At 73.8% G+C, this 22,142-nt stretch carries 18 protein-coding genes and 1 tRNA gene; 9 read left to right on the top strand and 10 right to left on the bottom strand.

The window, feature by feature from the left end:
• Positions 1 to 32 precede the first annotated feature (32 nt).
• The 3 genes from pyk (at position 33) to ACK8HX_RS13420 (ending at position 2,227) form a co-directional block, all read left to right on the top strand.
• Positions 33 to 1,484 carry a pyruvate kinase gene (pyk, locus tag ACK8HX_RS13430; RefSeq protein ID WP_411941214.1) on the top strand — a complete coding sequence of 484 codons (1,452 nt, stop codon included), beginning with the start codon at positions 33 to 35 and terminating at the stop codon, positions 1,482 to 1,484.
• Positions 1,485 to 1,534: 50 nt separating this feature from the next.
• Positions 1,535 to 1,617: transfer RNA gene (locus tag ACK8HX_RS13425), tRNA-Leu, on the top strand.
• 1 nt (position 1,618) lies between these two features.
• Positions 1,619 to 2,227: an ANTAR domain-containing response regulator gene (locus tag ACK8HX_RS13420; RefSeq protein ID WP_411941213.1), complete on the top strand. Its 609-nt coding sequence runs from the start codon at positions 1,619 to 1,621 to the stop codon at positions 2,225 to 2,227.
• 23 nt (positions 2,228 to 2,250) lie between these two features.
• Here ACK8HX_RS13420 and ACK8HX_RS13415 read toward each other — a convergent pair whose 3' ends face one another.
• Positions 2,251 to 3,024: a DUF554 domain-containing protein gene (locus ACK8HX_RS13415; protein ID WP_411941212.1), complete on the bottom strand. Its 774-nt coding sequence runs from the start codon at positions 3,022 to 3,024 to the stop codon at positions 2,251 to 2,253.
• Positions 3,025 to 3,181: 157 nt separating this feature from the next.
• Here ACK8HX_RS13415 and ACK8HX_RS13410 point away from each other — a divergent pair, with 157 nt between their 5' ends.
• Complete coding sequence (locus tag ACK8HX_RS13410) at positions 3,182 to 3,727, top strand: GNAT family N-acetyltransferase (protein ID WP_411941211.1); 546 nt, start codon at positions 3,182 to 3,184, stop codon at positions 3,725 to 3,727.
• A gap of 37 nt (positions 3,728 to 3,764) precedes the next feature.
• Here ACK8HX_RS13410 and ACK8HX_RS13405 read toward each other — a convergent pair whose 3' ends face one another.
• From ACK8HX_RS13405 to ACK8HX_RS13395, 3 genes are all read right to left on the bottom strand, one after another.
• Complete coding sequence (locus ACK8HX_RS13405; RefSeq protein ID WP_411941210.1) at positions 3,765 to 5,099, bottom strand: DUF1501 domain-containing protein; 1,335 nt, start codon at positions 5,097 to 5,099, stop codon at positions 3,765 to 3,767.
• Between the two features lie 10 nt (positions 5,100 to 5,109).
• Positions 5,110 to 6,852 (bottom strand): DUF1800 domain-containing protein, encoded by a 1,743-nt coding sequence (locus ACK8HX_RS13400; RefSeq protein ID WP_411941209.1) that lies wholly within the window; start codon positions 6,850 to 6,852, stop codon positions 5,110 to 5,112.
• Between the two features lie 163 nt (positions 6,853 to 7,015).
• On the bottom strand, positions 7,016 to 7,399 hold the full coding sequence (locus ACK8HX_RS13395) for a hotdog fold thioesterase (RefSeq protein WP_411941208.1): 384 nt from the start codon (positions 7,397 to 7,399) through the stop codon (positions 7,016 to 7,018).
• Between ACK8HX_RS13395 and polA the strand changes: the two genes are divergently transcribed.
• Positions 7,398 to 10,094 carry a DNA polymerase I gene (gene polA / locus ACK8HX_RS13390; protein WP_411941207.1) on the top strand — a complete coding sequence of 899 codons (2,697 nt, stop codon included), beginning with the start codon at positions 7,398 to 7,400 and terminating at the stop codon, positions 10,092 to 10,094. The two genes, ACK8HX_RS13395 and polA, sit on opposite strands and share 2 nt — an antisense overlap.
• A 22-nt stretch (positions 10,095 to 10,116) precedes the next feature.
• On the opposite strand, the gene ACK8HX_RS13385 is transcribed toward polA, so the two are convergent.
• The gene (locus ACK8HX_RS13385; RefSeq protein WP_411941206.1) at positions 10,117 to 11,439 is read right to left on the bottom strand and encodes a lipopolysaccharide biosynthesis protein; all 1,323 of its coding nucleotides are present in this window, start codon (positions 11,437 to 11,439) and stop codon (positions 10,117 to 10,119) included.
• 60 nt (positions 11,440 to 11,499) lie between these two features.
• The gene (locus ACK8HX_RS13380) at positions 11,500 to 12,234 is read right to left on the bottom strand and encodes a class I SAM-dependent methyltransferase (RefSeq protein ID WP_411941205.1); all 735 of its coding nucleotides are present in this window, start codon (positions 12,232 to 12,234) and stop codon (positions 11,500 to 11,502) included.
• Positions 12,235 to 12,296: 62 nt separating this feature from the next.
• On the opposite strand from ACK8HX_RS13380, the gene ACK8HX_RS13375 reads away from it, so the two are divergent.
• Positions 12,297 to 14,048, top strand: coding sequence for a hypothetical protein (locus ACK8HX_RS13375; protein ID WP_411941204.1), 1,752 nt, complete (start codon positions 12,297 to 12,299; stop codon positions 14,046 to 14,048).
• A 20-nt stretch (positions 14,049 to 14,068) separates the two neighbouring features.
• Positions 14,069 to 14,209, top strand: coding sequence for a DUF2613 family protein (locus ACK8HX_RS13370; RefSeq protein ID WP_411941203.1), 141 nt, complete (start codon positions 14,069 to 14,071; stop codon positions 14,207 to 14,209).
• 12 nt (positions 14,210 to 14,221) lie between these two features.
• Here the strand turns inward: ACK8HX_RS13370 and ACK8HX_RS13365 are convergent, their stop codons facing one another.
• Genes ACK8HX_RS13365 through ACK8HX_RS13355 form a run of 3 tightly spaced genes read right to left on the bottom strand, consistent with a single transcriptional unit; the run spans position 14,222 to position 18,845 of the window.
• Positions 14,222 to 15,343, bottom strand: coding sequence for a glycosyltransferase family 4 protein (locus ACK8HX_RS13365; protein WP_411941202.1), 1,122 nt, complete (start codon positions 15,341 to 15,343; stop codon positions 14,222 to 14,224).
• Positions 15,340 to 17,391, bottom strand: coding sequence for a hypothetical protein (locus tag ACK8HX_RS13360; RefSeq protein ID WP_411941201.1), 2,052 nt, complete (start codon positions 17,389 to 17,391; stop codon positions 15,340 to 15,342). The genes ACK8HX_RS13365 and ACK8HX_RS13360 overlap by 4 nt, the downstream gene beginning before the upstream one ends.
• Positions 17,388 to 18,845 carry a bifunctional glycosyltransferase/class I SAM-dependent methyltransferase gene (locus ACK8HX_RS13355; protein ID WP_411941200.1) on the bottom strand — a complete coding sequence of 486 codons (1,458 nt, stop codon included), beginning with the start codon at positions 18,843 to 18,845 and terminating at the stop codon, positions 17,388 to 17,390. The genes ACK8HX_RS13360 and ACK8HX_RS13355 overlap by 4 nt, the downstream gene beginning before the upstream one ends.
• Before the next feature lie 108 nt (positions 18,846 to 18,953).
• Between ACK8HX_RS13355 and ACK8HX_RS13350 the strand changes: the two genes are divergently transcribed.
• On the top strand, positions 18,954 to 19,796 hold the full coding sequence (locus tag ACK8HX_RS13350) for a 2OG-Fe(II) oxygenase (RefSeq protein WP_411941199.1): 843 nt from the start codon (positions 18,954 to 18,956) through the stop codon (positions 19,794 to 19,796).
• 18 nt (positions 19,797 to 19,814) lie between these two features.
• Here the strand turns inward: ACK8HX_RS13350 and ACK8HX_RS13345 are convergent, their stop codons facing one another.
• On the bottom strand, positions 19,815 to 20,990 hold the full coding sequence (locus tag ACK8HX_RS13345) for an acyltransferase family protein (protein WP_411941198.1): 1,176 nt from the start codon (positions 20,988 to 20,990) through the stop codon (positions 19,815 to 19,817).
• A 204-nt stretch (positions 20,991 to 21,194) separates the two neighbouring features.
• Between ACK8HX_RS13345 and ACK8HX_RS13340 the strand changes: the two genes are divergently transcribed.
• A complete protein-coding gene (locus ACK8HX_RS13340) occupies positions 21,195 to 22,133 on the top strand; it encodes a PorA family protein (protein WP_411941197.1) in 939 nt (312 codons plus the stop codon).
• Positions 22,134 to 22,142: the final 9 nt, after the last annotated feature.

Here is a 22,142-nt window from a genome sequence, read left to right as displayed (position 1 = left end):
GGTGCAAACGGTTCCACCGATAGGGTTCGAGCATGCGTCGCGCGAAGATCGTCTGCACCGTCGGACCCGCCACCAGCTCGTCCGAGAACCTCCGCGAGCTCGTCCGGTCGGGCATGGACGTCGCGCGGCTCAACCTCAGCCACGGCGACCACAAGGACCACGAGCGCGTCTACATGGACGTGCGTCGCGCCAGTGACGCCGAGAGTCGCGCGGTCGGCGTCCTCGTCGACCTCCAGGGCCCCAAGATCCGCACGGCCCGGTTCGAGAACGGCCCCGTCCAGCTCGTCCGCGGCGCGAGCTTCACCATCACCACGAGGGACGTCCCCGGCGACGTCAACGAGGTCGGCACCACGTACGCAGGGCTGCCCGGCGACGTCACGGCCGGCGACCGGATCCTCATCGACGACGGCAAGCTCGCCCTCGTCGCCACCGACGTCACGGCCACCGACGTCGTCTGCGAGGTGGTCGAGGGCGGCACCCTGTCGAACAACAAGGGCATCAACCTGCCCGGCGTCTCGGTGTCGGTCCCCGCCCTGTCGGAGAAGGACGAGGACGACCTGCGCTGGGCGCTGCGGATGCGCGCCGACATGATCGCGCTCTCCTTCGTCCGCAACGCCGACGACATCCTCGACGTGCACCGGATCATGGACGAGGAGGGCATCCGCCTGCCCGTCATCGCGAAGATCGAGAAGCCCCAGGCCGTCGAGAACCTCGACGACATCGTCCGTGCGTTCGACGGTCTCATGGTCGCCCGTGGTGACCTCGGCGTCGAGATGCCGCTCGAGGAGGTGCCGCTGGTCCAGAAGCGCGCGTGCGAGCTGGCCCGCCGCCAGGCCAAGCCGGTCATCGTCGCGACCCAGGTGCTCGAGTCGATGATCGAGAACAGCCGCCCGACGCGCGCCGAGGCCTCCGACGCCGCGAACGCCGTCCTCGACGGCGCCGACGCCCTCATGCTCTCGGGCGAGACGAGCGTCGGGAAGCACCCGTTCACCGCGGTCCGCACGATGGCCCGGATCATCGAGAACACCGAGGACCACGGCCTGCACCGCATCCCCCCGCTCGGCAGCCGCCCGCACACCAAGGGCGGAGCCGTCACCGCGGCGGCCGCCGAGATCGGCGAGCTCCTGGGCTGCAAGCACCTCATCACGTTCACGATGAGCGGCGACTCCACGCGGCGGCTGTCGCGCGTGCGCCCGCGCATCCCGATGCTGGCGTTCACCCCCAGCCAGTGGACCCGCAGCCAGCTGGCCCTCACGTGGGGCGTGGAGACCTTCCTCGTCGGCGACGCCAAGCACACCGACGAGATGGCGATGCAGGTCGACGAGGTGCTCCTCGCGGCGGGCCGCGTGGTCGAGGGCGACCTCGTCATCATCGTCGCCGGCTCGCCCCCCGGCATCCCCGGCTCGACGAACGCGCTGCGGGTGCACCGCATCGGCGACGCGAAGAACCGGGTCGCCCCCGCGTACAGCCAGCTCAGGCCCTGAGCGGTCGCCGGCCGGTGCGAAGGGCCTCGGTATGCTGACGGCGCGCCCCGGCCGGGGTGGTGGAATGGCAGACACGGCGGACTCAAAATCCGCTGCCCGCGAGGGCGTGCGGGTTCAAGTCCCGCTCCCGGCACATGAGTGAGACGACCGCCGCCCAGGCCCCTCGCACGCCCCGTCGCGTCCTCGTGGCCGAGGACGAGGCCATCATCCGCCTCGACCTCGCCGAGATGCTCGGCGAGGCGGGCTACGACGTCGTGGGCCAGGCCGGCGACGGCGAGCAGGCCGTGGCGATGGCCCTCGAGCTCAAGCCCGACATCGTCATCATGGACGTCAAGATGCCGGTCATGGACGGCATCACCGCCGCCGAGCAGATCGGCAAGGAGCGCATCTGCCCCGTCGTCATGCTCACGGCGTTCAGCCAGACCGAGCTCGTCGAACGGGCGCGCGACGCCGGCGTGATGGCCTACATCGTCAAGCCGTTCACCGCGGGTGACGTGACGCCGGCGATCGACATCGCCCTCTCCCGCTGGGGCGAGCTCAAGGCGCTCGAGGAGGAGGTCGCCGACCTCGGCGAGCGGCTCGAGACGCGCAAGGCCGTCGACCGCGCCAAGGGCGTCCTCATGGCCAAGCTGAAGATCTCCGAGGCCGACGCGTTCCGCTGGATCCAGAAGACCGCCATGGACCGCCGGATGGGGATGAAGGAGGTCGCGGACGCCGTGATCGCCGGCATGGAGAAGGCCTGAGCCCACGGCGCGCCACGGGCTCGCTAGCGCAGCCAGACGACGAGCTGGGTCAGCACCGGCGCCACGATCAGGGCGGGCAGCATGTGGCCCACGGGTACCTCGCGGATCCGCAGCAGCCGCAACCCGATTCCCACCAGCATGAGACCGCCGGTGGCGGTCAGCGCAGCGATGTGGGCGTCGGGGACCACCGATCCCAGCAGCACCCCCACGAGGGTCAGCAGCCCCTGGACGACCGCCACCGAGACGGCCGACATCAGCACTCCCACACCGAAGCTCGCGGCGAAGGCGAGGGCCGCGAAGCCGTCGAGCACCGCCTTGAGGGCGAGCTGGTCGATGCCGCGGCCCAGCCCGTCGTTGAGCGAGCCCAGGATCGTCAGCGGACCGACGCAGAACAGCAGCGACGCGGTGAGCCAGCCCTCGATGAACCGCTCGCGCGCCGCGTGGTCGGTGCCGCCCTCGCTCCTCGAGCGGCGGGACACCCAGCCCTGCACCCGGCCGGCGAGCCCCTCGAGGCGCTCCTCGATCCGCAGCAGCGAGCCGGTGACCGACCCGATGAGCAGCGAGCCGAGGACGACGAGTACCGGTGCGCCGGACCCGACGGCGTCCGCGAGCGCGGCGTCGGTGACCGAGAACGCCGACAGCGCGGCGACGAGCAGGGTGACCAGGCCGAGGCAGTCGGTGACGACGTCGCGGGTGTGCGCGCGCAGCCGGTGACCCACGGCCATCCCGAGCCCGGCCCCGACGACGACTGTGAGGACGTTGAGAACGGTCCCGAAGCCGGGAAAGGCGCTGGTCACCGTGGCAGCCTAGACACCCCGGTCCGCTGTCCGTCCCCCGGGCTTCCCCCGGCGCCCGCCGGGGTCTAGGGTCGGGTGCTTGGGAGTGCTCCCACGCGGTCGGACAGCGAGCCGTGACGACGATGACGGAGGTGCCGTGGCCAGGCGCACGGTTGACGTGACCCCGGTCGACCCCGACGACCTCCGCGACATCACGGGCCTGTGGCTCGCCGCGCGCATCGACGGTGGCTCGAGCAAGGAGGCCGCCGCGCGCGCGGTCACCGACGGCCGGCTCACCACGGCGCTGCGCCGCCCGGGCGTGCAGGCCTTCGTCGCCCGCCTCGACGGCGAGGCCGTCGGGTACGCCATCGCCACCGAGAACCCCTTCGGCCTCAGCCCGACGGCCGAGCTCGCCATCGAGCAGCTGTGGGTGGGGCCCGAGGTGCGTCGCCACGGTGTTGCGAAGTCGCTGATCGGCGCCATCCTCACCTCCGCCGAGCGGTCCGGCTGCGAGATCGTCGTGTCCAACGTGCCGACGACGAGCCGCGACGCCAACCGGTTCTTCGCCCGGCTCGGCTTCACCTCGACGATCGTCCGCCGGGTCGTCCCCACCGCCACGCTGCGCCGCAAGCTGGCGCCGGAGACCTGCGAGACCGGCAACGAGCTGATGCGTCGTCGTCGCTCGCTGCGCAGCCGCGCGTTCGCGGCCACCCGCACCCTCTGACGAGCCCCCTGACCGCCCCTCCGCGGCCGGGGACGCGTCAGCGTGCGCGGACCAGCCCGAGGCGCTGCGTCGGGAGCCCCGGGAGGACGGTGCTCGCCGCGAGGCCGCACCGCCGCTCGAGGATCTCGCCGAGGACGACGCGGTAGTCGGTCGTCGCCTTGAGGTCACCTGCCTGGAGCTGGTCGGGGCCGACCCCCGGCCACGCCCCGTAGACGGCCCCGCCGACGACGCCGCCGCCGAGGACGAACGAGACGTTGCCGTGGCCGTGGTCGGTTCCGCCGGAGCCGTTCTCGGCGACCCGCCGCCCGAACTCGGAGAGCGTCACGAGGGTGACCCGGTCGGCGGCGCTGCCCAGGTCGGTCATGAAGGCGGCGAGGGCCAGGCCGACCTCGGTGAGCTGGCGCGCCATCCACCCGCTGTCGACGCGGCCGAGGCCGGCGTGCATGTCCCAGTTGCCGGAGTCGACGGTGACGGCGCGCAGCCCGACCCCGGCCTTGACGAGGCGTGCGGTGTCGCGCAGCGCCTCACCCAGCCCGCCCGAGGGGTAGGAGGCCCCGTTGGCGGGGGTGTAGCCGGCGGCCTTGAGCGCCGTCGTCGTCGCGAGGGCGTCGAGCGTCGAGCGCGCGGGGACGCCGACCGGCTCGGCGGCCCCGACGTGCAGGGCCCGCAGCGCGGTGGTCCAGCGGGTGGTCTCGGTCGCGTCCCAGGGTCCGGAGAGCGAGAACTGGTCGACCGAGCGCAGGGACAGCTCGGTGGCCGGTCCGAGGAAGGAGCGCGGTGAGGTGGTCGAGCCGAGAGAGGTCCCGGCGAACGCGCCGGGTGTCGTCGTCGCGCCGACCATCCGGTCCAGCCAGCCCGTGCGCAGCGACGAGCCCGGGGCGGCGCGCTCCATCTCGTCCATGTCGGTGAAGTGCGACCGGGTCGGGTTCGGCTGGCCCATGGCGTGGACGACGGCGAGCTTCCCGGACGCGTAGAGCGGCTGGAGCGGGGCGAGCGCCGGGTGCAGGGCGAACTTGGACGTCAGGGCGATGCCGCGCGACTGCGGGACGGCGATGTTCGGCCGGGCGGCGTGATAGGCCGGCTCGTCGACCGGCGCCACGGCGGACAACCCGTCGAACCCGCCGCGGAAGGAGAGCACGACGAGGGTGTCGCCGGTGTAGCCGGCGTCCGCGAACGTGAAGCGGGTGGTCGCCTCGGCGGGGGAGGCCGCCGTGACGGCGCCCGCGACGGCACCGAGCACGCCGGCGCCGCCGAGGAGGCCGCGACGGGAGACGCCGGCCGCCACACCCTCCGGGCAGCCGCATCCGGTGTGGCCGACGGCGGTCAGGTCGGTGGCGGCGTCGGTCGTGGTGTCGGTCGTGGTGTCGGTCATCGGGACGTCCTCAGCGGGTCGCGAACTCGGGGGAGTCGAGGACGAGGGCCACGACGTAGGGCAGGCGCCACCCGACGGCGGGGTCGGTCGGCTTGAGGGCGGTCGCGGCGGTCCTGTCGAGGAAGGCGCAGACCGCGTCGCGCTTGGTCGCCGGGAGGGGCGCGTGGAGCAGACGGGTCGCGAGGGCGTCGACATAGCCGCCGTAGGTGGCGGGAAGCGTGGCCGGCAGGAGCGTGCGCAGCGCCGGGTAGGAGATCTCCGGGGTGGAGGAGGTGGCCTCCCAGCCCTGCGACATGTGCCAGTTCCAGCACGCGAGGACGGCGCCCGCCCCGGCCCAGGCCCCGGCGACGTCGGGGTAGCCGTTGGGTGCCGGCCACGCCATCGGCGCCTGGCCGGCGACGCGGGCCGCCCACAGCAGCTCGCGCAGCCAGTCCTTGGTGTCGGCGCCCGGCCGTGCGCCCAGGACGCGGGCGGTCGACACGAGGTTCTCCAGGGGCCGCTTCGTCTTCTGGCCCGTCGACGCGGCGAACTCCGGGGACAGGAGCAGGGCGCGCACGACGGGGGCGATGCGCGTGTCGTTGGCGAGGTAGACCTGCGCGAGGCGGTCGACGAGGGCTGCGGGCGGTGCGTCGGCGACGAACCGCACGCACAGCTTGGTCGCGATCCGGCGGGCCGTCCTCGGGTGGCGGGCGAGGTGGGTCAGGTAGGCGACACCGGCCGCCTCGCCGAAGGCCGAGTCGTTCGCGTGGGAGAAGCCGAGGATGTCGATGCGGCCCTTGTGGTGGCGGATGTGCCGGTACTGGTACTCCCCGGACTCGTCGTCGACCGACATCCCGGTGAGGACCAGCGCCGAGCGCAGGATGTCGGACTCGAGGTAGCCCCCGTCGTGGCCGACGGTGTGCAGTTCGAGGACCTCTCGGCCGAAGTTCTCGTTCGGGGCGCGCTTGGTCGACGAGGCGTTGTCGAGCTGCTCGAGCATGGCCGGGTGCTTGGCGGCCGCGACGAGCATGTCGGCGTAGCGACCGAGGGCGTGCTTGCGGATGACGTCGGCGTGGAAGCGGTGGGCGCTGTCCCACGCGTCGCCCCAGGGGGCGGTGACGACGAGGTGGTTGGTCCAGAAGTCGACGAGCACCTCGAGGAGCTGACGCCTGGACCACAGGGCCCGGGCGACGTAGGACTGGACGAGGTCGTTGCCGAGGTCGCCGGTCGAGCTCGGCCAGTAGGCGTCGTGGACCTCCCAGATCGCCATCGACAGGCGGGGCCACTGGGCCGCGAGGAGGGCGTCCATCTCCGTGTCGGCGATGCCTGCGGGGGCGAGCTGGGCGTCGACCCACGCCGTCGCGCCGGCGGCCCGGATCTCGGCGACGAGCCCGGGGGTCGCACCCCACGAGGCCCGCCGGGCGAGGTGGAGGGCGGCCTCGGCCGAGGTCGACGCCGAGCTGCCGCTCGTCATCCGGCCGATGCCGACCTTGCGGCTCCACGACGACGCCGTGCTGGTGCGAGGTTCCGAGAGCGGCACGCGCGGCCGGTAGACCCGGTCGACGGTGGCCGCCTTCGGTGCCCTCACCCGGACGGGCGCACCGGTGACCTGGGCGTTGGTGGACGGAACGGCCGGGTCGACGGCGGGGGCCGTGGCGGGAGCGGCTGCCGCGCGCATCGCCGCGCGGCCGGCCGCACCGGGCGCCACGGTGTCCAGGGCCGAGGCGAGGAGGGCGGCGGCGGTCGACCGGCGTGAGAGGGGAGCAGGGGACACCCGACGATCGTGACCGCGGGCCAGGGGCCCGGCGTCGGCCGTTCAGCCACAGCCCGATCGGCCTAACGGGCCGCAGGTGCCGTTCTTGACCTGCGCTTGACCGAACCCTGACCGGGGGCAGACCGACGCTTGTCCGGAGGTTGACCGAACGCGGTGGTCCGGGTCACGCCCCGGGCGCGGCCTCGCGGACGAGGCAGGTGATCCGCGAGGTGCAGATCCGCCTCCCGTCCTCGTCGGTGACGACGACCTCGTACGACGCGAGGGTCCGGCCCAGGCTCAGGGCGGTGGCGGTCCCGGTGACGTGGCCGGAGCGCGCGGCCCGGTGGTGCGTCGCGTTGATGTCGAGGCCGACGACGGCCTTGCCCGGACCGGCGTGCAGGGCCGCGCCCATCGACCCGAGCGTCTCGGCGAGGACGACCGAGGCGCCGCCGTGGAGCAGGCCGTAGGGCTGGGTGTTGCCGGCGACCGGCATGGTCGCGACGAGGCGCTCGGCGCTCGCCTCGACGACCTCGATGCCCATCCGGTGGATCAGTTCGGTGTCGGTCATGGTGGATAGGCTGCCACGCGTGAAGCTCCTCCTCCTCGACGGCCACTCGCTCGCCTACCGTGCCTTCTTCGCCCTCCCGGTCGAGAACTTCTCCACGAGCACGGGGCAGAACACCAACGCCGTCTACGGCTTCACCTCGATGCTCATCAACGTCCTGCGCGACGAGGCGCCCACGCACGTGTGCGTCGCCTTCGACGTCTCGCGCCAGACCTTCCGGCTCGAGGAGTACGCCGAGTACAAGGCGGGGCGCTCCAAGACACCCACCGAGTTCTCCGGCCAGCTGCCGCTGCTCCGCGAGGTCCTCGACGCGCTCCGGATCAGGCACGTCGGCGTGGAGGGCTTCGAGGCCGACGACGTCATCGCGTCGCTGACGAAGGAGGCCGTCGCCGAGGGGGCCGAGGTCGTCGTCTGCACCGGTGACCGCGACGCGTTCCAGCTGGTCTCGGACCAGGTGACCCTGCTCTACCCCGTGCGCGGTGTCTCCGAGGTGTGGCGCATGGACCCGGCCGCGGTCGAGGAGAAGTACCTCGTCCCGCCGAACCGCTACAGCGACCTCGCGGCCCTCGTCGGCGAGTCCAGCGACAACCTGCCGGGCGTCCCCGGCGTCGGCCCCAAGACCGCGGCGAAGTGGATCACCCAGTACGGCGACCTCACCGGCGTCGTCGCGCACGCCGACGAGATCAAGGGCAAGGCCGGCGAGAACCTGCGCGAGCACCTCGACGCCGTGCTGCGCAACCGGCGCCTCAACCGCCTCGTCGACGACCTCGAGCTCCCCCTTCGCCTCGCCGACCTCGAGCGCCACACGTGGGACCGCGAGGAGGTGCACCGCGTCTTCGACGGCCTCGAGTTCCGGGTCCTGCGCGACCGGCTGTTCCAGACCTTCGAGGTCGAGGCCGACGAGGTCGAGGGCGGCTTCGACCTCGGCGAGGAGGTGTTCACCGCGAGCGACCTCGCGGTGCGCTTCGGCGACGGGGCCCACGGGCGGCAGGTGCCGCACGGCGTGGTCGTCGTCGGTCACTACCGCGGCGGGTCGGGCGACGCCGGCGCCGTCGCCCTGGCCGGGGAGGACGGCGCCACCGGCTACCTCGACCTCACGGCGCTGACGCCCGAGCAGGAGTCGGTCCTCGCGTCGTGGCTCGCCGACCCGCAGGCGCCCAAGGTCCTCCACGACGCGAAGGAGCAGGTCCAGGCGCTCTCGACCCGCGGCCTCGAGCTGCGCGGCATCACGAGCGACACGGCCCTGGCCGCCTACCTCGTCCGGCCCGACCAGCGGTCCTACGACCTCGAGGACCTCGTCGTGCGCCACCTCGGCCGCGAGCTCAAGGCCGAGGCCGAGACCTCCGACCAGGGGATGCTGGACTTCGCCACCGACGACGACGCCGCCTCGCGCGACGCGATGGTCCGGGCGCGCGCCGTCCTCGAGCTGTCGGCCGCGCTCGCCGGGAAGCTCGACGAGACCGGCGGTACCGAGCTGCTCGCCGACCTCGAGCTCCCGCTCGTCGACATCCTCGCGGTGATGGAGCGCACGGGCATCGCGGTCGACGAGGCGGCCCTCACCGCCCTCGAGGCCGACTTCGGCGCCAAGATGCGCCAGGCGCAGGAGGACGCGTGGTCGGCCATCGACCGCCGCGACGTCAACCTCGGGTCGCCCAAGCAGCTGCAGGAGGTGCTCTTCGACCAGCTCGGCATGCCGAAGACGAAGCGCACGAAGACCGGCTACACCACCGACGCCGACGCGCTCGCCGACCTGTTCGCCAAGACCGAGCACCCCTTCCTCGAGGCGCTGCTGCGCCACCGCGACACCTCGCGGCTGCGGGTCACCGTCGAGGGGCTCATCAAGTCGGTGGCCCCCGACCGGCGCATCCACACGACGTACATCCAGACGATCGCGGCCACCGGGCGCCTGTCGTCCACCGACCCGAACCTGCAGAACGTGCCGATCCGCACCGAGGAGGGCCGCCGCATCCGCGAGGTCTTCGTCGTCGGCGAGGGCTTCGAGTCGCTGATGTCGGCCGACTACAGCCAGATCGAGATGCGGATCATGGCCCACCTCTCCGGCGACGAGGGGCTCATCGAGGCGTTCCGCAGCGGTGAGGACCTGCACCGCTTCGTCGGGGCGCGTGTCTTCGGCGTCGCGCCGGAGGACGTCACCCTCGAGATGCGCAGCAAGGTCAAGGCGATGTCGTACGGCCTCGCCTACGGGTTGTCGGCGTTCGGTCTGTCCAAGCAGCTGACGATCAGCACGGGCGAGGCGCAGGGCCTCATGGACGAGTACTTCGCCCGGTTCGGCGGGGTCCGCGACTACCTGCGCGAGGTCGTCGCCGAGGCGCGGGCCACCGGCTACACGGCGACGATGCTCGGCCGGCGCCGCTACCTCCCCGACCTGATGAGCGACAACCGCCAGCGCCGCGAGGGCGCCGAGCGGATGGCGCTCAACGCCCCCATCCAGGGGTCGGCGGCCGACATCATCAAGCTCGCGATGAAGGGCGTCGACGGCGCGCTGCGGTCGGAGGGGCTGACGTCGAGGATGCTCCTCCAGGTCCACGACGAGCTCGTCCTCGAGGTCGCCCCCGGCGAGCGCGACAAGGTCGAGGAGCTCGTGCGCCGCGAGATGGGTGCGGCCCTCGACCTCGGCGACGTGCCGCTCGAGGTCAGCGTCGGGGTCGGCCGCTCCTGGCACGACGCCGCCCACTGACCACGGCGGCGCGGGTCGGCCGTCAGCGGACGGCGGGCTGCTCCGGCGAGCTCGTGTCCTCGGCGATCGCGGGCTCGACGACCGGCGGGGCGGGCGGGTCGGCGGCGCGTGGGGTGACGACGAGCAGGTGCACCGTCAGCACGGCGAGCAGCACGGCGTCGACGCCGAGCTTGATGGCGAGCAGCTGCGGGGCGGAGTCGGCGAGCGGGGAGAGGGCCACCGTCACCACGAGCGCGAGCCACAGCGAGACGACGGCCCTCGGGTGCTGTTGCGCCAACGCGCTGTAGACGAGCAGCTGGACCATCGCGAGCACGGTGCCGAGCACCGCGAAGAGGGGGAGGGCGGGCTCGACGGGCTCGTAGGCCGGCCCGCCGACGAACGCCAGCGCGAGGCCGGAGGCCACGGCGACGGCCCCGGCGGCGACGACGCCGAGCCCCAGGATGGCGCCGAGCCCGAGGACGTGCGTGCGCCGTCCGCCGCGGGAGCGGGCCATCGCGGGGAAGAGGACGATGACGACGAACTGGGGGAGGAAGAGCATCGCCTTGGTGAGGACGAGTCCCGCGGCGTAGTGCCCGGCCGGCACGTCGTCGAGGAGGGCGCGGGCGAGGAGGACATCGACGTTCGACACGGCGAAGAACGCGAGGAGCGCGTGCGCGCTGTGGGCCACCTCGCGGGCGATGCCGCCGCGCTCCCACGCGCGCCAGGACTCGACGGGCTCGGCGCCGACCGGGGGGCGGCCCGCCGTGCGGGCCGGGTGCCGCAGCGCCAGCGCGGCGACGACCACCGGCACGGCCGCGCCCACCGCGACGCCGACGAGCGCCGCCGCGGCCGACCGGTCGACGAGGAGCGCGATGCCGCCGCACGCGAGCCGGGCGACGCCCATCGACGCATACACCCCGGCGAGCGGCACCCATCGCTGCTCGCCCTGGAGGATGCCGGCCTGTCCGCCCATGAGGGTGAGGAACCCGGCGGCCACCGCCATCGCCAGCGCGCCGACGGGGGAGTCGAGCCGGAGACCGGCCGTGACCAGTGGTGCCGCGAGGACCGTGACGGCGCCGACGCCCAAGGCGCTGACCGCGGTCGACCGGAGGACGGTGCGCTCGATGACCTGCCGGTCGCCGGGTGCCGTCGAGACGCGTCGGGCGCCGGTGGCCTGGAGGGCGAGGGAGACGACGTTGACGACGATGAGCGCGCCGAGGACCGAGGAGAACTGCCCGAACTGGTCGGGACCGAGGACGCGGGCCGTGGCGAGGGTCAGGCCGTAGGTCGTGAGGTTCATGACGCCGATCGCGGCGGCGACGACGGCGCCGCCGACGACACCGCCCTTCCGGTCCGCGCTGGCCACCGGCGAAAGTTACCACCGCGTAGGGCCGGCGCGACCAGGCCTCGAGGGGTGTCGTGCGCCTCAGAAGGGGTCGTCGCGGTCGTCGTGGCCCAGGACCCGCGCCGCCCGCCCCAACCGCAGCCGCAGGAGCACCTTGACGACGAGGTTGCGCGCGAACCACGGCAGGCCCGCGACCATCCGCGCCCGGTCCCCGAGGGTCGGGGCACCGACGACGAAGCGGGCCAGCGACCCGGTGCGCCCGACGAAGCGCAGCTCGCGACGCGGGAGGACGCGGAGGAGCAGGCCGAGCGTGACCCCCACCGACGAGAACGCGTCGTGCACGAGGACCGCGCCCCCCGGGCGGACGTGCGCCACCCAGCGCAGGTCGTCGCGCACGGTCCACACGTCGTGCTTGCCGTCCACGTAGAGGACGTCGACCACTCCCGACCAGGTGGCCCGGGCGGCGCGGCTCGTCGTCACCCTGAGGTCGACGCGGTCCGCCACGCCGGCCGACGCCAGGTTCGCCTCCAACGACTCCCGAACGGACGGGCCGGCGAAGAGGCGGGCCGTGACGAACGGGTCGACGGCGGTGACGCGGACGTCGGGCCGGGAGGCGGCGAGGACGAGCGTCGACCTCCCGTGGTGCGACCCGATCTCCACGACGCACGGGTCCGGGGGAGCGGCGAGGACGGCGTCGTGGAGGACGCGCGCCTGCTCGCGGGTCAGCCACCCGGGGACCGCGTCGACGAGGGGCCACCGCGCGTCGAAGCCACCGTCGCCGGCGGGCCCTCGGCCCGGGGCGTCCGCAGCGTCCACGGCGAGCCACCTCCTCCGGTCTAGGGTGTCCACGACCGCGCCAGCATAGGGAGAGCGACGTCGTGACCGACGACAGGGAGGTGCGTCCCCAGCGGCGCGTCGAGGCACTGCTCGACCTCTGGGTCCTCGTGCCGGTCGTCGTCCTGTGCCGGCCCCTGCTGACCAGTGGCGGGTACCCCTTCGCGCGCGACCTGGTCCTCACCCCGGCGCTGCCCCTGCGGCCGGAGGCGCTCGGCCTCGGCACCGGCTCGCCGCGCGCCGCACCCCTCGACGCCGTGGTCGCCGTCCTCTCGACAGTGGTCGACGGGGGTGTGGTGGGCCGCGTCGCGGTCGTCGGCGTCCTCCTCGCCGCTGGGATGGCGGGGCACCGCGCGGTCAGGGGGCTCGGTGTCGCGCCCCGCGCCCTGGCGGGGGCGCTGGCCGTCTGGAACCCCTTCGTGGTCGAGCGGCTCGGTCTGGGTCAGTGGGCGCTCCTCGCCGGGTACGCGGCCGTCCTCGGAGTGCTCGCAGTGGTCCGCCCGGGCCGCGACGCGGGACGACGCGGGACCGCGGCACGCGTCGCGCCGTGGCTGCTCCTGGGCGCGCTGACCCCCACCGGTGCCCTCCTGGCCGGGGCGGCCGCGGTCGTGCTGGCCGTCCGTCACCGTCGCGACGTCGGTGTCGTCGTCCTCGCCGGCCTCGTCCAGCTGCCCTGGTTGCTCCCGGCCCTGCTCGGTGGGGCCGGCGCGGTGTCCGACCCGGCCGCCGTGGCGGCGTTCGCCGCCCGCGCCGAACGCCCTGGCCCGGCCCTGTTGTCGCTCGTCGGCCTCGGTGGCATCTGGGACGGCCAGAGCGTCCCCGGCAGCCGCACCGGCTGGCTCGGCCACCTCACCGCGGGCCTCGTCGTGGTCGTGCTCGTCGTCGCGGCCCGCCGGAGCGGCGCAGGCCCCGCGCGGCCGTCGGGACGGCTGTGGGCGCTGGGTCTCGGCTCGCTCGCCCTCGCCGCGCTCACGTCGCTCCCCGTGGCCGGCGAGGTCGTCGCCGACCTCACCGCCGTCGTCCCGGGGCTGGGCCTGCTGCGCGACGCGCAGAAGTGGCTCGCTGCGTTCGTCGCGCTCGCCGTCGTCGCCGCCGCGGTCACCGCCGACCGGCTGCTGCGGCTCGTGCGCAGGCGCGCCGGCGCCCTCGCCCCGACGGCCCTCGTGCTCGTGGTCGTCGCCCCCTTCGCCCTCCTGCCCGACGCGACGGTCGTGGTGCACCGGGTCCTCACCCCCGTCGCCTACCCGACCGAGCTGGGGCGGGCCGCCGAGGTCGTCGCCGCCGACCCGGGGCTCGTCGCGTCGACCCCGTGGCGGCTGTACCGCACCTTCGCCTGGGCCGGCCCCTACACGACCTACGACCCGGCATCGCGGTGGCTCGACGCCCGGGTCGTGACGAGTGACGACCTCGTCCTCGCCGACCGGGTCGTCCGCGGTGAGGACCCCCTCGCCGCTCGGATCGGGTCCCTCGTCGACGACCCCGGGCCGGGAACCGCCGAAGGGCTCGCGGCGCTGGGCGTCCGGTGGGTTCTCGTCGCCCTAGACGACCCGGCCGCGCCCGACCTCCTCGACGCGCTCCTCGCCACGTCGGGAACCGAGCCGGCCGTCGAGGGTCCGGCCTTCGTCCTCCTCGGCGTGACCGGCACCGACGACCGGGCCGGCGCCGCCCTCGAGGTGCCCGGGTGGCGGGTCGCCCTCGTCGCCGCGGTGGACCTGCTCGTGCTCCTCGTCACCCTCGTCGTGGCGCGCCCCCGAAGCTCGCGTGGCGGCCGTTCGGGCTCTGTTACTGTGGCGTAGCCCATTCGAGGAAGGACGTCATGATCAGCAACATCGTCGCCCCGGCCGTCGCCGGGGTCGTGCTCGCCACGGTGGCGCTCTTCAGCCTCGTCTCGGCCCAGACGGCCGCGCCGGAGAAGAACCCGGCGAACCAGGAGATCATCGTCTACGGCGACCGCTGAGCCGCCCGCGGGTCAGCCCGCACCCTCCGCCCGCAGCACCGTGAGGAGCTCGCGGGCCGTCTCGTCCCAGTCGAGGGTCAGCGCCCGGCCCCGGGCCCGCCGGGACGTCCCCGCCAGGTCCACCCGACCGGACAGCACCGCGTCCACCTGCGCCACGAGCCCGTCCAGGTCGTCGACGAGCCACCCCGTGCCGCCGTCCACCACCGACTCGGTGAGCCCCCCGCTCGACCGGTAGCCGATCGTCGGGGTGCCCTGCACGGCCGCCTCCGTGACGGCGATGCCCCACCCCTCGGTCACCGACGGCAGCACCATGACCCGGGCCCGCGCCAGGAGCGCGTCCCGCTCACCGTCGCCGACGTGGCCGTGGAAGGTCACGAGGTCGCCGGCCCCGAGCTCCGCGGTGCGCGCCTCGAGCCGGTCGCGCCACCAGCCGTCGCCCACGACGTCGACCCGCAGCCGAGGGTGCCGCGCTCGCAGCCGCGCCGCGACCTCGAGGACGTGCTCGACCTGCTTGTGGGGGACCAGTCGGGTGAGGACGACGACGCGGGGCTCCTCGCCGGGCGGGACGTCGGCGAGCGGGCGGGGTGTGAGGCCGTTGCGCACCACGGTGACCCGCGCGGCGTCGACACCGATCCGACCCAGGTCCTCCCGCGTCGCGCCCGACACGGCGACGAAGCGACGCCCCCGGTACAGCGCCGGCACGACCCGTGACTCGACGAACCAGCCCACACGTCCGCGCCAGTCGGGGTAGATGAGCTGCCACTGCCGGCGGTGGACGTGGTGGACGAGCGCCACGACGACCCGGGGACGGGCGAGCGGCGTCGCGAAGGGGATGCCGTTGACGACGTCGACGACGGCGTCGAGCCTGCGGCGGTGCCGCGCCACCCATGCGAGGCCGAACGGGTACACGCCGAGCCGCCCGCCGCCGCGCACGTGCCGGACGCCGTCGACGACCTCCTCACGGGCGAGCCCGTGGGGACGGGCCGAGACGACGGTGACGTCGTGGCCCTCGCGGACCCACCGCGTGGTCACCTCGTGGACGTAGACCTCCGACCCGCCGGCCTCCGGGTGCCGCACGTCGCGCCAGGCGAGCACGCCGATTCGCAGCGGGCGGCCACCGTCCGGCGCGCTCACGGTTCGGTGCCCGGGACGCCTGCGTCGCGGGCCAGGCCCTCGCACAGGGCGGGGGGACGGCCCTCGCGCGGCACCACGGTCGCCCCGAGGGCACGGGCTCGGGCCGGGGCCCCGGCATCGACGACGACCCGGCCCGGTGCGGAGTTGAAGTCGAGGTCCCGGCGCACGTAGGGGACCTGGGCGACGAAGCCGCCCGGCGTCGTCGTCACCGTCGCGAGCTGGGCCGAGGGCCGTGGGGCGATGGCGAGGCGGAAGGTCGTCGTCGGGTAGACGCCGAACCACGGGCCCTCGACCGTGGCGTAGGCGTCGCGGACGACCACCCGCACGTGGTGGTCGTCGCGGACCTCGAGGTCGACGTCGCGCACCGAGGTCGCGAGGACGCTCGCGAGCCGGACCGTGCCCGGCTCGATGTCGCGACCGAGGCCGACCTCGAGCACCGTGGGTCGCTCCTCGACGAGGACCCAGGGCTCGTACCGGTCGCCCGTCGCGAGGTAGAGGGCCCCGCAACCGGGCGTCATCGCGAGCGTGTCCGGCGTCCCGGGCGCGGCGGGCGGTCCGTCGACCTGCTCGACGAGACCGGCCTGCGCCGACCCCTCCCCGCCGGAGAGGGCCCGCTGCCACTCGAGGTGGCGCACGAGCCTGTCCCCACCGGCGGTCACCGCGCTCGTCGTCAGACCCATGAGGGCGTGGACGGCGAGCGAGTACGCGGTGAGCACGGCCGCGCCCGCGAGCAGGAGGCCGCCGACGACGGGCCCGAGCCGCCGGGCGTACGGCGCGAGGGTGGCCACCGTCACCGCCGAGCCGACGACGAGGAACGGCACGAACTCGCTCGTGTAGCGGTTCGCGATGTACCCGTACATGAGCACGCCCATCCCGACGGCCGCCGACCCGAGGAGCGGGGGCACGAGCACCGCTCTCGTCGCGGCCCGGCGGGTGAGCGCGAGGGGCAGTGCCAGTGCCGCGAGGAGGAGCAGGAGGGGCGTCGTCGCGGTGACGCTCGCGGTCCGGTACGTCTGGTCGAAGACGGCGTCGGCGTGCACCGGCGGCGGGTCGGCGGGCGCCGACACCCAGGGGAACCAGGGCGTGAAGCGGATGCCCTCGACGCCGAAGTACGTCGGCAACGTCGTCGGGAGGAACTGGGGACCGGTGATGGTGCCGCCGTTGGCCTCGAGCGCCTCGCGGCGTTGCTCGCTGACCTCCGTCCACACCTGCTCACGCAGGGGGAACAGGTAGGGGTGGTCGAACTTCGCGAGGTTGAGGGTCACCGAGGCGAGCGCCGGCACCAGCGAGGCGACGAGGAGGGCGACCACCGCCCGGCCCGGGCGCACTCGACGCCCGGCGGCCCAGCGCCACAGGGCGGCCAGCCCGATCGCCCCGCAGACGGCCAGCCCACCCGTCGTGCGGGTCAGCGCCGCAGCGGCCGCGAAGGCCAGGAGCCAGCCGTGCGCGCGGCGCGACGGTTCGTGGAGCACGCGCGCCAGCCAGTAGAGGGCGCCGACGACCGTCGCCACGGCCCAGGTGTAGACCTCGTGGTAGACCCACGGCAGCGAGGCGTCGAAGGTGAGGACGGTGCCTCCGGTCATCGCGGCGAGGACGACGCCGACGAGCGCGGCCTCGAGCCGGCCGACAGGGCGGTCGGGCCCGTGGACCACCCGACGGCACAGCCACACGAGACGGGTCGCGACGACGGCGAGGACGAGCCAGGCCAGCGCCATCGACAGGACCGTGAGCCGCCCGTCGAACTCGCGGGTGACGAGCATGACGGGCATGCGGACGAGGGCCGGGAACGGCGGGAAGTACATGAAGGTGCGGCCGCCGACGACGAAGCCCTCGATGCCCAGGCTGCCCTCCGGCACGTCGAGCCGTCCCTCGAGCAGCGAGGCCGCCTGGAGCTCGAAGAAGTTCGACGCGTACCGCAGCTCGATGGCCGTCCGGCCCGGCGCCCAGCGCAGGTCGAGCAGCACCGAGAGGTGGGCGACGGCTCCGACGAGGCAGCCGAGGACCGAGGCGACCCGCACGCGGCGGGCGCTCGTCGCCGCAGCGGTCACGCCGGAGCGAGGCGGTAGAGCAGCTGGTAGCCGAACATCGTCGGCCACGCGTGGGCCGCGGCCCGCTCGGCCCGGCTCGCGACGCGCACGGCGTCGGCGACGCGGCCTCCGGGGCCGCCGCGCTCGATGACGTCGACGGGCACCCCGACGACGTCGCGCTCGACGACCCGCAGGCCGCAGGACCGCACGAGACGCTCGAAGCTGCGGCGCGTGAAGAAGCGGACGTGGCCCTGGTCGAGGGGCCCGCGGGTGTCGTAGTCGAACAGCCCGAGCGCGGTCCTGCCGCGGGGGTACCAGTGGCCGAAGTTCGGCACCGACACGAGGATCTCGCCGTCCGGCGCGAGGCGCGCGGCGATGTCGCTGAGGAGGGCGGCGGGGTCGACGACGTGCTCGAGGACGTCGCCCGCGACGACCCGGTCGAAGCCGCCGCCGACCTCTCGGGGGAGCCCGGTGTTGAGGTCCGCCTCGACGAAGCCGTCGAGGCGCTCCCCGACGCCGTCGTGCTTGACGAGGTCCACGCCGTGGACGCGGTGGCCCTGCTCGCGCACGAGGGCGCCGAACCGTCCGTCGGAGCAGCCGACGTCCAGGACCTCGCCACGCGGGGCGGCCGCCAGCCAGGCGAGGAGGCGCCCGTGGCTGGAGTGCACCGACGGCTTGAGCTCGTAGGCGGTCGGGTCGACGCCGGTCGACCCCTGACCGAAGCCCATCCGGGTCACGCGGTAGCGGATGACGTCCTTCGCCACGTCCTTGGCGTACCCCAGGCCGTTGACGTAGCAGATCTCGTCGCCGTAGTACGTGGGGATCGGGACCTCGGCGATGCGCTTCCCGGCCGCGATGAGCCCGAGGATGATCTCGGTGTCGAAGTCGAAGGCGTCGGCGTACGAGGCGAGGTCGAGGTCACGCAGCGCGTCGACCCGGTAGGCCCGGTAGCCGCTGTGCCACTCGGAGAGGCGCGACCCCGTCATCGCGTTCTGGAACGTCGACAGGATCCGGTTGCCGACGAACTTGTACAGCGGCATCCCTCCCTTGAGGGCACCCCCGCGCACCATCATCCGGGACCCGAACACGGCGTCGGCGCGGCCCTCGAGGATCGGCGACACGAGGTCCTCGATGACCTCCGGGGCGTACTGGCCGTCGCCGTGGAGCAGCACGACGACGTCGAGCCCGTGGCTCATCGCCCACGCGTATCCGGCCTTCTGGTTGCCGCCGTACCCGAGGTTCTTGTCGTGGCGGACGACCGTGAGCGGGAGGTCGGTGGTGTTCCGGTAGTCGAGGCCGACCGCGTAGGTGTCGTCCTGGCTCGCGTCGTCGGAGAGCAGGACGTGGTCGACGGTGGCGCGGAAGGAGGCCGGCAGCCGGTCGAGGGTGCGGACGAGGGTCGTCGCGGCGTTGTACGCGACGACGAGGACGCCGACGCGGGGCGAGACGATGACGTCGGCGGGCTCGACGGTCATGGAGCAGTCCTCTCGGCGGCGGTGCCGACCAGGTACGACGGAGGGGATCGGAGGCAGTGTAGGTGACTCACCGGTAACCTGCGCAGCCGTCGTGTCATAGTAGGCGCCATGTCCGGCTCCCTCGTCGACCTCGGGCGCCTTCGCGCCGAGCTCCCGCGGCGTTCGGCCGAGTACGCCGCGGCGGTCCCGTTCCCGCACACCGTTGTCGACGACGTCCTCACGACCGAGGCGTTCGAGGCGGCCGTGGCCGAGTTCCCGGGGGTCGACGACCCGTTCTGGCGCGGGTACCTGCACGTCAACGAGACGAAGTACAGCAACACCGCGCCGGACACGTGGGGCTCGACGCTGTCGGCCGTCGCCAAGGAGCTGTGCTCGCCCGAGTTCGTCACCTACCTCGAGGGCCTCACAGGCATCCGGGGGCTCATCGCCGACTGGTCGATGGACGGCGGGGGTCTGCACCAGACCCTGCGCGGTGGGCACCTCAACATCCACGCGGACTTCTCGACCCACCACGTCCACGAGACCTGGGCGCGGCGGGTCAACATCCTCCTGTACCTCAACGAGGAGTGGCCGCAGGAGTGGGGCGGCCAGCTCGAGCTCTGGGACGCCGGCATGACCGCGTGCCGGGCCCGGGTCACCCCTCGGGGCAACCGGATGCTCGTCTTCACGACCTCGCTCGACAGCTTCCACGGACACCCCGACCCGCTGACCTGCCCGGAGGGGGAGGCCCGCCGGTCGCTCGCGCTCTACTACTTCACCGTCGAGGACGAACCGGTCCGCCGTTCGACCAACTACCGGGCGCGCCCCGGGGACGGTGTGAAGCGGGTCGCCATCTGGGCCGACCGCAGCGCCCTCGACCTCTACGACCGGGCCAAGCGCCGCCTCGGCATCTCGGACGCCGCGGTGCAGCGCGTCCTCGGCGGCCTCGCCCGCCTGCGCCGCCGCGGCTGACCGCGGGGACGCGGACCCTCAGCGACGTGGTTCGCGGAAGGGTTCCCCGGCCGGCGCCAGCGCGCCCTCCCGGCGGAGCAGCCGGTCCATGGCGCGGGCCGCGGGTCGCTCGACCCATCGGGTCGTGAGGAGCACGGCCACGACGATGACCGCCACGGCCAGCCCGACCTTCGCGGCCGTGGGCCATGCGCCACCGTGCCGGGCGATCATGAAGAACACGGGGTAGTGCCAGACGTACACAGCGAGCGAGCTGCGTCCGAGGACGACGAGGGGGGACCACGCGACCAGCCGTTCCCACCGCGGGTGCTCGGCCAGCCCGGGGGTCGCGACGACGAACGCGGCGACGCAGAGGTTGACGCCCACGCCGCCCCAGCCCATGTACGTCATCGAGTTGCCGATGGCGAGGACGAGCCCGAGCAGCCCCAGGAGCGACCAGCCGGCGATGGTCGTCGCGTGGGCCCGGGCACGGACCAGCCACGGCCAGGCGAGGGCGACGAGCGCCCCCCACAGCATCCCGTCCATCCGCGTCGTCGTGCGCAGCAGCGAGAAGTAGGCGCCCTCGGAGACCCCGACGTGCGCACGCCATGCGGTGCACGCGAGGAGCAGCGCCGCCACGAGCGCGAGGAGGACGAGGCGCCGGTGCCGCAGCGAGCGGACGAGGAGGACGAGGACGATGGTCACCTGCACGTAGACGGCCGTGTACCAGAGGTGCCCGAGGTCGGGGCGGGCGACGGGGGAGCTGGTCTGGAGGTACCAGTTCCACGTGTACGTGGCGACGGCGACGACGGTCGCGAACGTCATGTCGAGGGTGAGGAGCTCCTTGGGGTCGACGAGGGCGACGACGACGACGACGGCCAGGAGCACGTAGACCTGGGCGCTGACCCGGACCACGCGGGAGAGCACCGCCTCGAGGGGACGGGCGGCGGCGATGGTGCCGACCCGGCCCGCGTCGTCCTCCTCGGTCCCGGGCCCGATGAGCGAGCGGGTGAGGAGGAAGCCGGCGACGACGAGGAAGACCGAGACGGCGAGGTTGCCGCTCTGCAGGACGTGGAGCAGCGGCGGGAAGCCCTCGAGGGGGGCGGTGGACCACAGGGCCCATCCGTGCGAGAGCAGCACGAGGAGCATCGCCGCACCGCGCAGCCCGTCGAGGGCCGCGGTGCGGGGACGTGCACGGTGCGTGCCCCCGTTCGCCATGGGGCCGAATCGTAGTCGAGGACGCGAGCCCGCCGGGCCGCTCCGGGGGTGCCGGGTCGGCCCTCCGGAAGGGTCGGGGAAGCACTGTCCGGCCCCCCGGAAGGGTGTGACGCACGTGGCTCGCCGACACCCCACGTTGTGGTTACCGGCGAGTTTCGTCACTGCTACGCTGCGGCAGCACTTCACATCCAACGGAGGGTCCCTGTGCGCGGTGTCGTGACCAAGCTGCTCGTCTTCATCGGCGCGTTCCTCGTGGCAGTCGCCGCGCTGGCCGCGCTGTGGGCGCCCGGTCAGGTGAAGAAGACCCCCCTCGACGTCGACAGCGTCACCCGGCTCACCGGCGACGCCCAGATCTCCAACGGCACGAGCCTGGACTCGATCAAGGTGCGGGCGACGAGCACGACGCACGCCGACTCCGAGCTGAGCACCGACGACGTCGTGCTCTTCCAGAACTCGACCTGCCTGCTCAAGGACCCCACCGGCGACGCCCCCGACTGCGTGTCGGCGGACGACCCGGAGAAGCGCCTCGTCTCGGCGGGCACCGACACCTTCGCCGTCGACCGGCGCACCGCCGAGGCCGTGGCCGACTTCGAGAACCTCCCGGCCGAGGCGGAGCCGAAGGAGGGCCTGGTCAACAAGTTCCCCTTCGACGTCGAGCAGCGCACCTACAGGTTCTGGGACGGCTACGTCGGGCAGGCCGTCGACGCCGTCTTCCAGGACGCCGAGGACATCGACGGCCTCGAGACCTACCGCTTCCTCATCACCGTGACCGACGGTGACATCGAGATCACCGACGGCGTCGCCGGCAAGTACTCGACCGAGAAGACGATGTGGGTCGACCCGCGCACCGGGTCGATCATCGACCAGAACGAGAGCCAGACCCGCACCGTCGCCGACACCGGCGACACGTTCCTCCAGCTCGACTACGGCTTCACCGACGAGACGGTCGCCGCCAACGTCGCGGCCGCCAAGGACAACGGCTCGCGCCTCGCGCTGCTGACCTCGACCGTCCCGCTCGTCGGCGGTCTCGTCGGGCTCGTCGCCCTCGCGGTCGGTATCCTCCTCGCCCGCACCAGCCGACGCAGCGAGGACGGCCGCACGACGTCCCCGGGCCGCGGCGGCGCGGTGGCCACCGCTCGCTGAGCGGCACCC

The sequence above is a fragment of the Oryzobacter faecalis genome, from assembly GCF_046764005.1.
GTDB lineage: Bacteria > Actinomycetota > Actinomycetes > Actinomycetales > Dermatophilaceae > Oryzobacter > Oryzobacter faecalis.
Note: the sequence above shows the minus strand (reverse complement) of the source record. Positions and strands in the feature narration are given on the sequence as shown.

Excerpts from the sequence above, each read along its gene's own strand:
- ACK8HX_RS13350 (WP_411941199.1), top strand. The coding sequence starts at position 18,954 with ATGTCCGGCTCCCTCGTCGACCTCGGGCGCCTTCGCGCCGAGCTCCCG.
- ACK8HX_RS13355 (WP_411941200.1), bottom strand. The coding sequence starts at position 18,845 with ATGACCGTCGAGCCCGCCGACGTCATCGTCTCGCCCCGCGTCGGCGTC.
- ACK8HX_RS13370 (WP_411941203.1), top strand. The coding sequence starts at position 14,069 with ATGATCAGCAACATCGTCGCCCCGGCCGTCGCCGGGGTCGTGCTCGCC.
- polA (WP_411941207.1), top strand. The coding sequence starts at position 7,398 with ATGGTGGATAGGCTGCCACGCGTGAAGCTCCTCCTCCTCGACGGCCAC.
- ACK8HX_RS13395 (WP_411941208.1), bottom strand. The coding sequence starts at position 7,399 with ATGACCGACACCGAACTGATCCACCGGATGGGCATCGAGGTCGTCGAG.
- ACK8HX_RS13420 (WP_411941213.1), top strand. The coding sequence starts at position 1,619 with ATGAGTGAGACGACCGCCGCCCAGGCCCCTCGCACGCCCCGTCGCGTC.
- ACK8HX_RS13345 (WP_411941198.1), bottom strand. The coding sequence starts at position 20,990 with ATGGCGAACGGGGGCACGCACCGTGCACGTCCCCGCACCGCGGCCCTC.
- pyk (WP_411941214.1), top strand. The coding sequence starts at position 33 with ATGCGTCGCGCGAAGATCGTCTGCACCGTCGGACCCGCCACCAGCTCG.
- ACK8HX_RS13405 (WP_411941210.1), bottom strand. The coding sequence starts at position 5,099 with ATGACCGACACCACGACCGACACCACGACCGACGCCGCCACCGACCTG.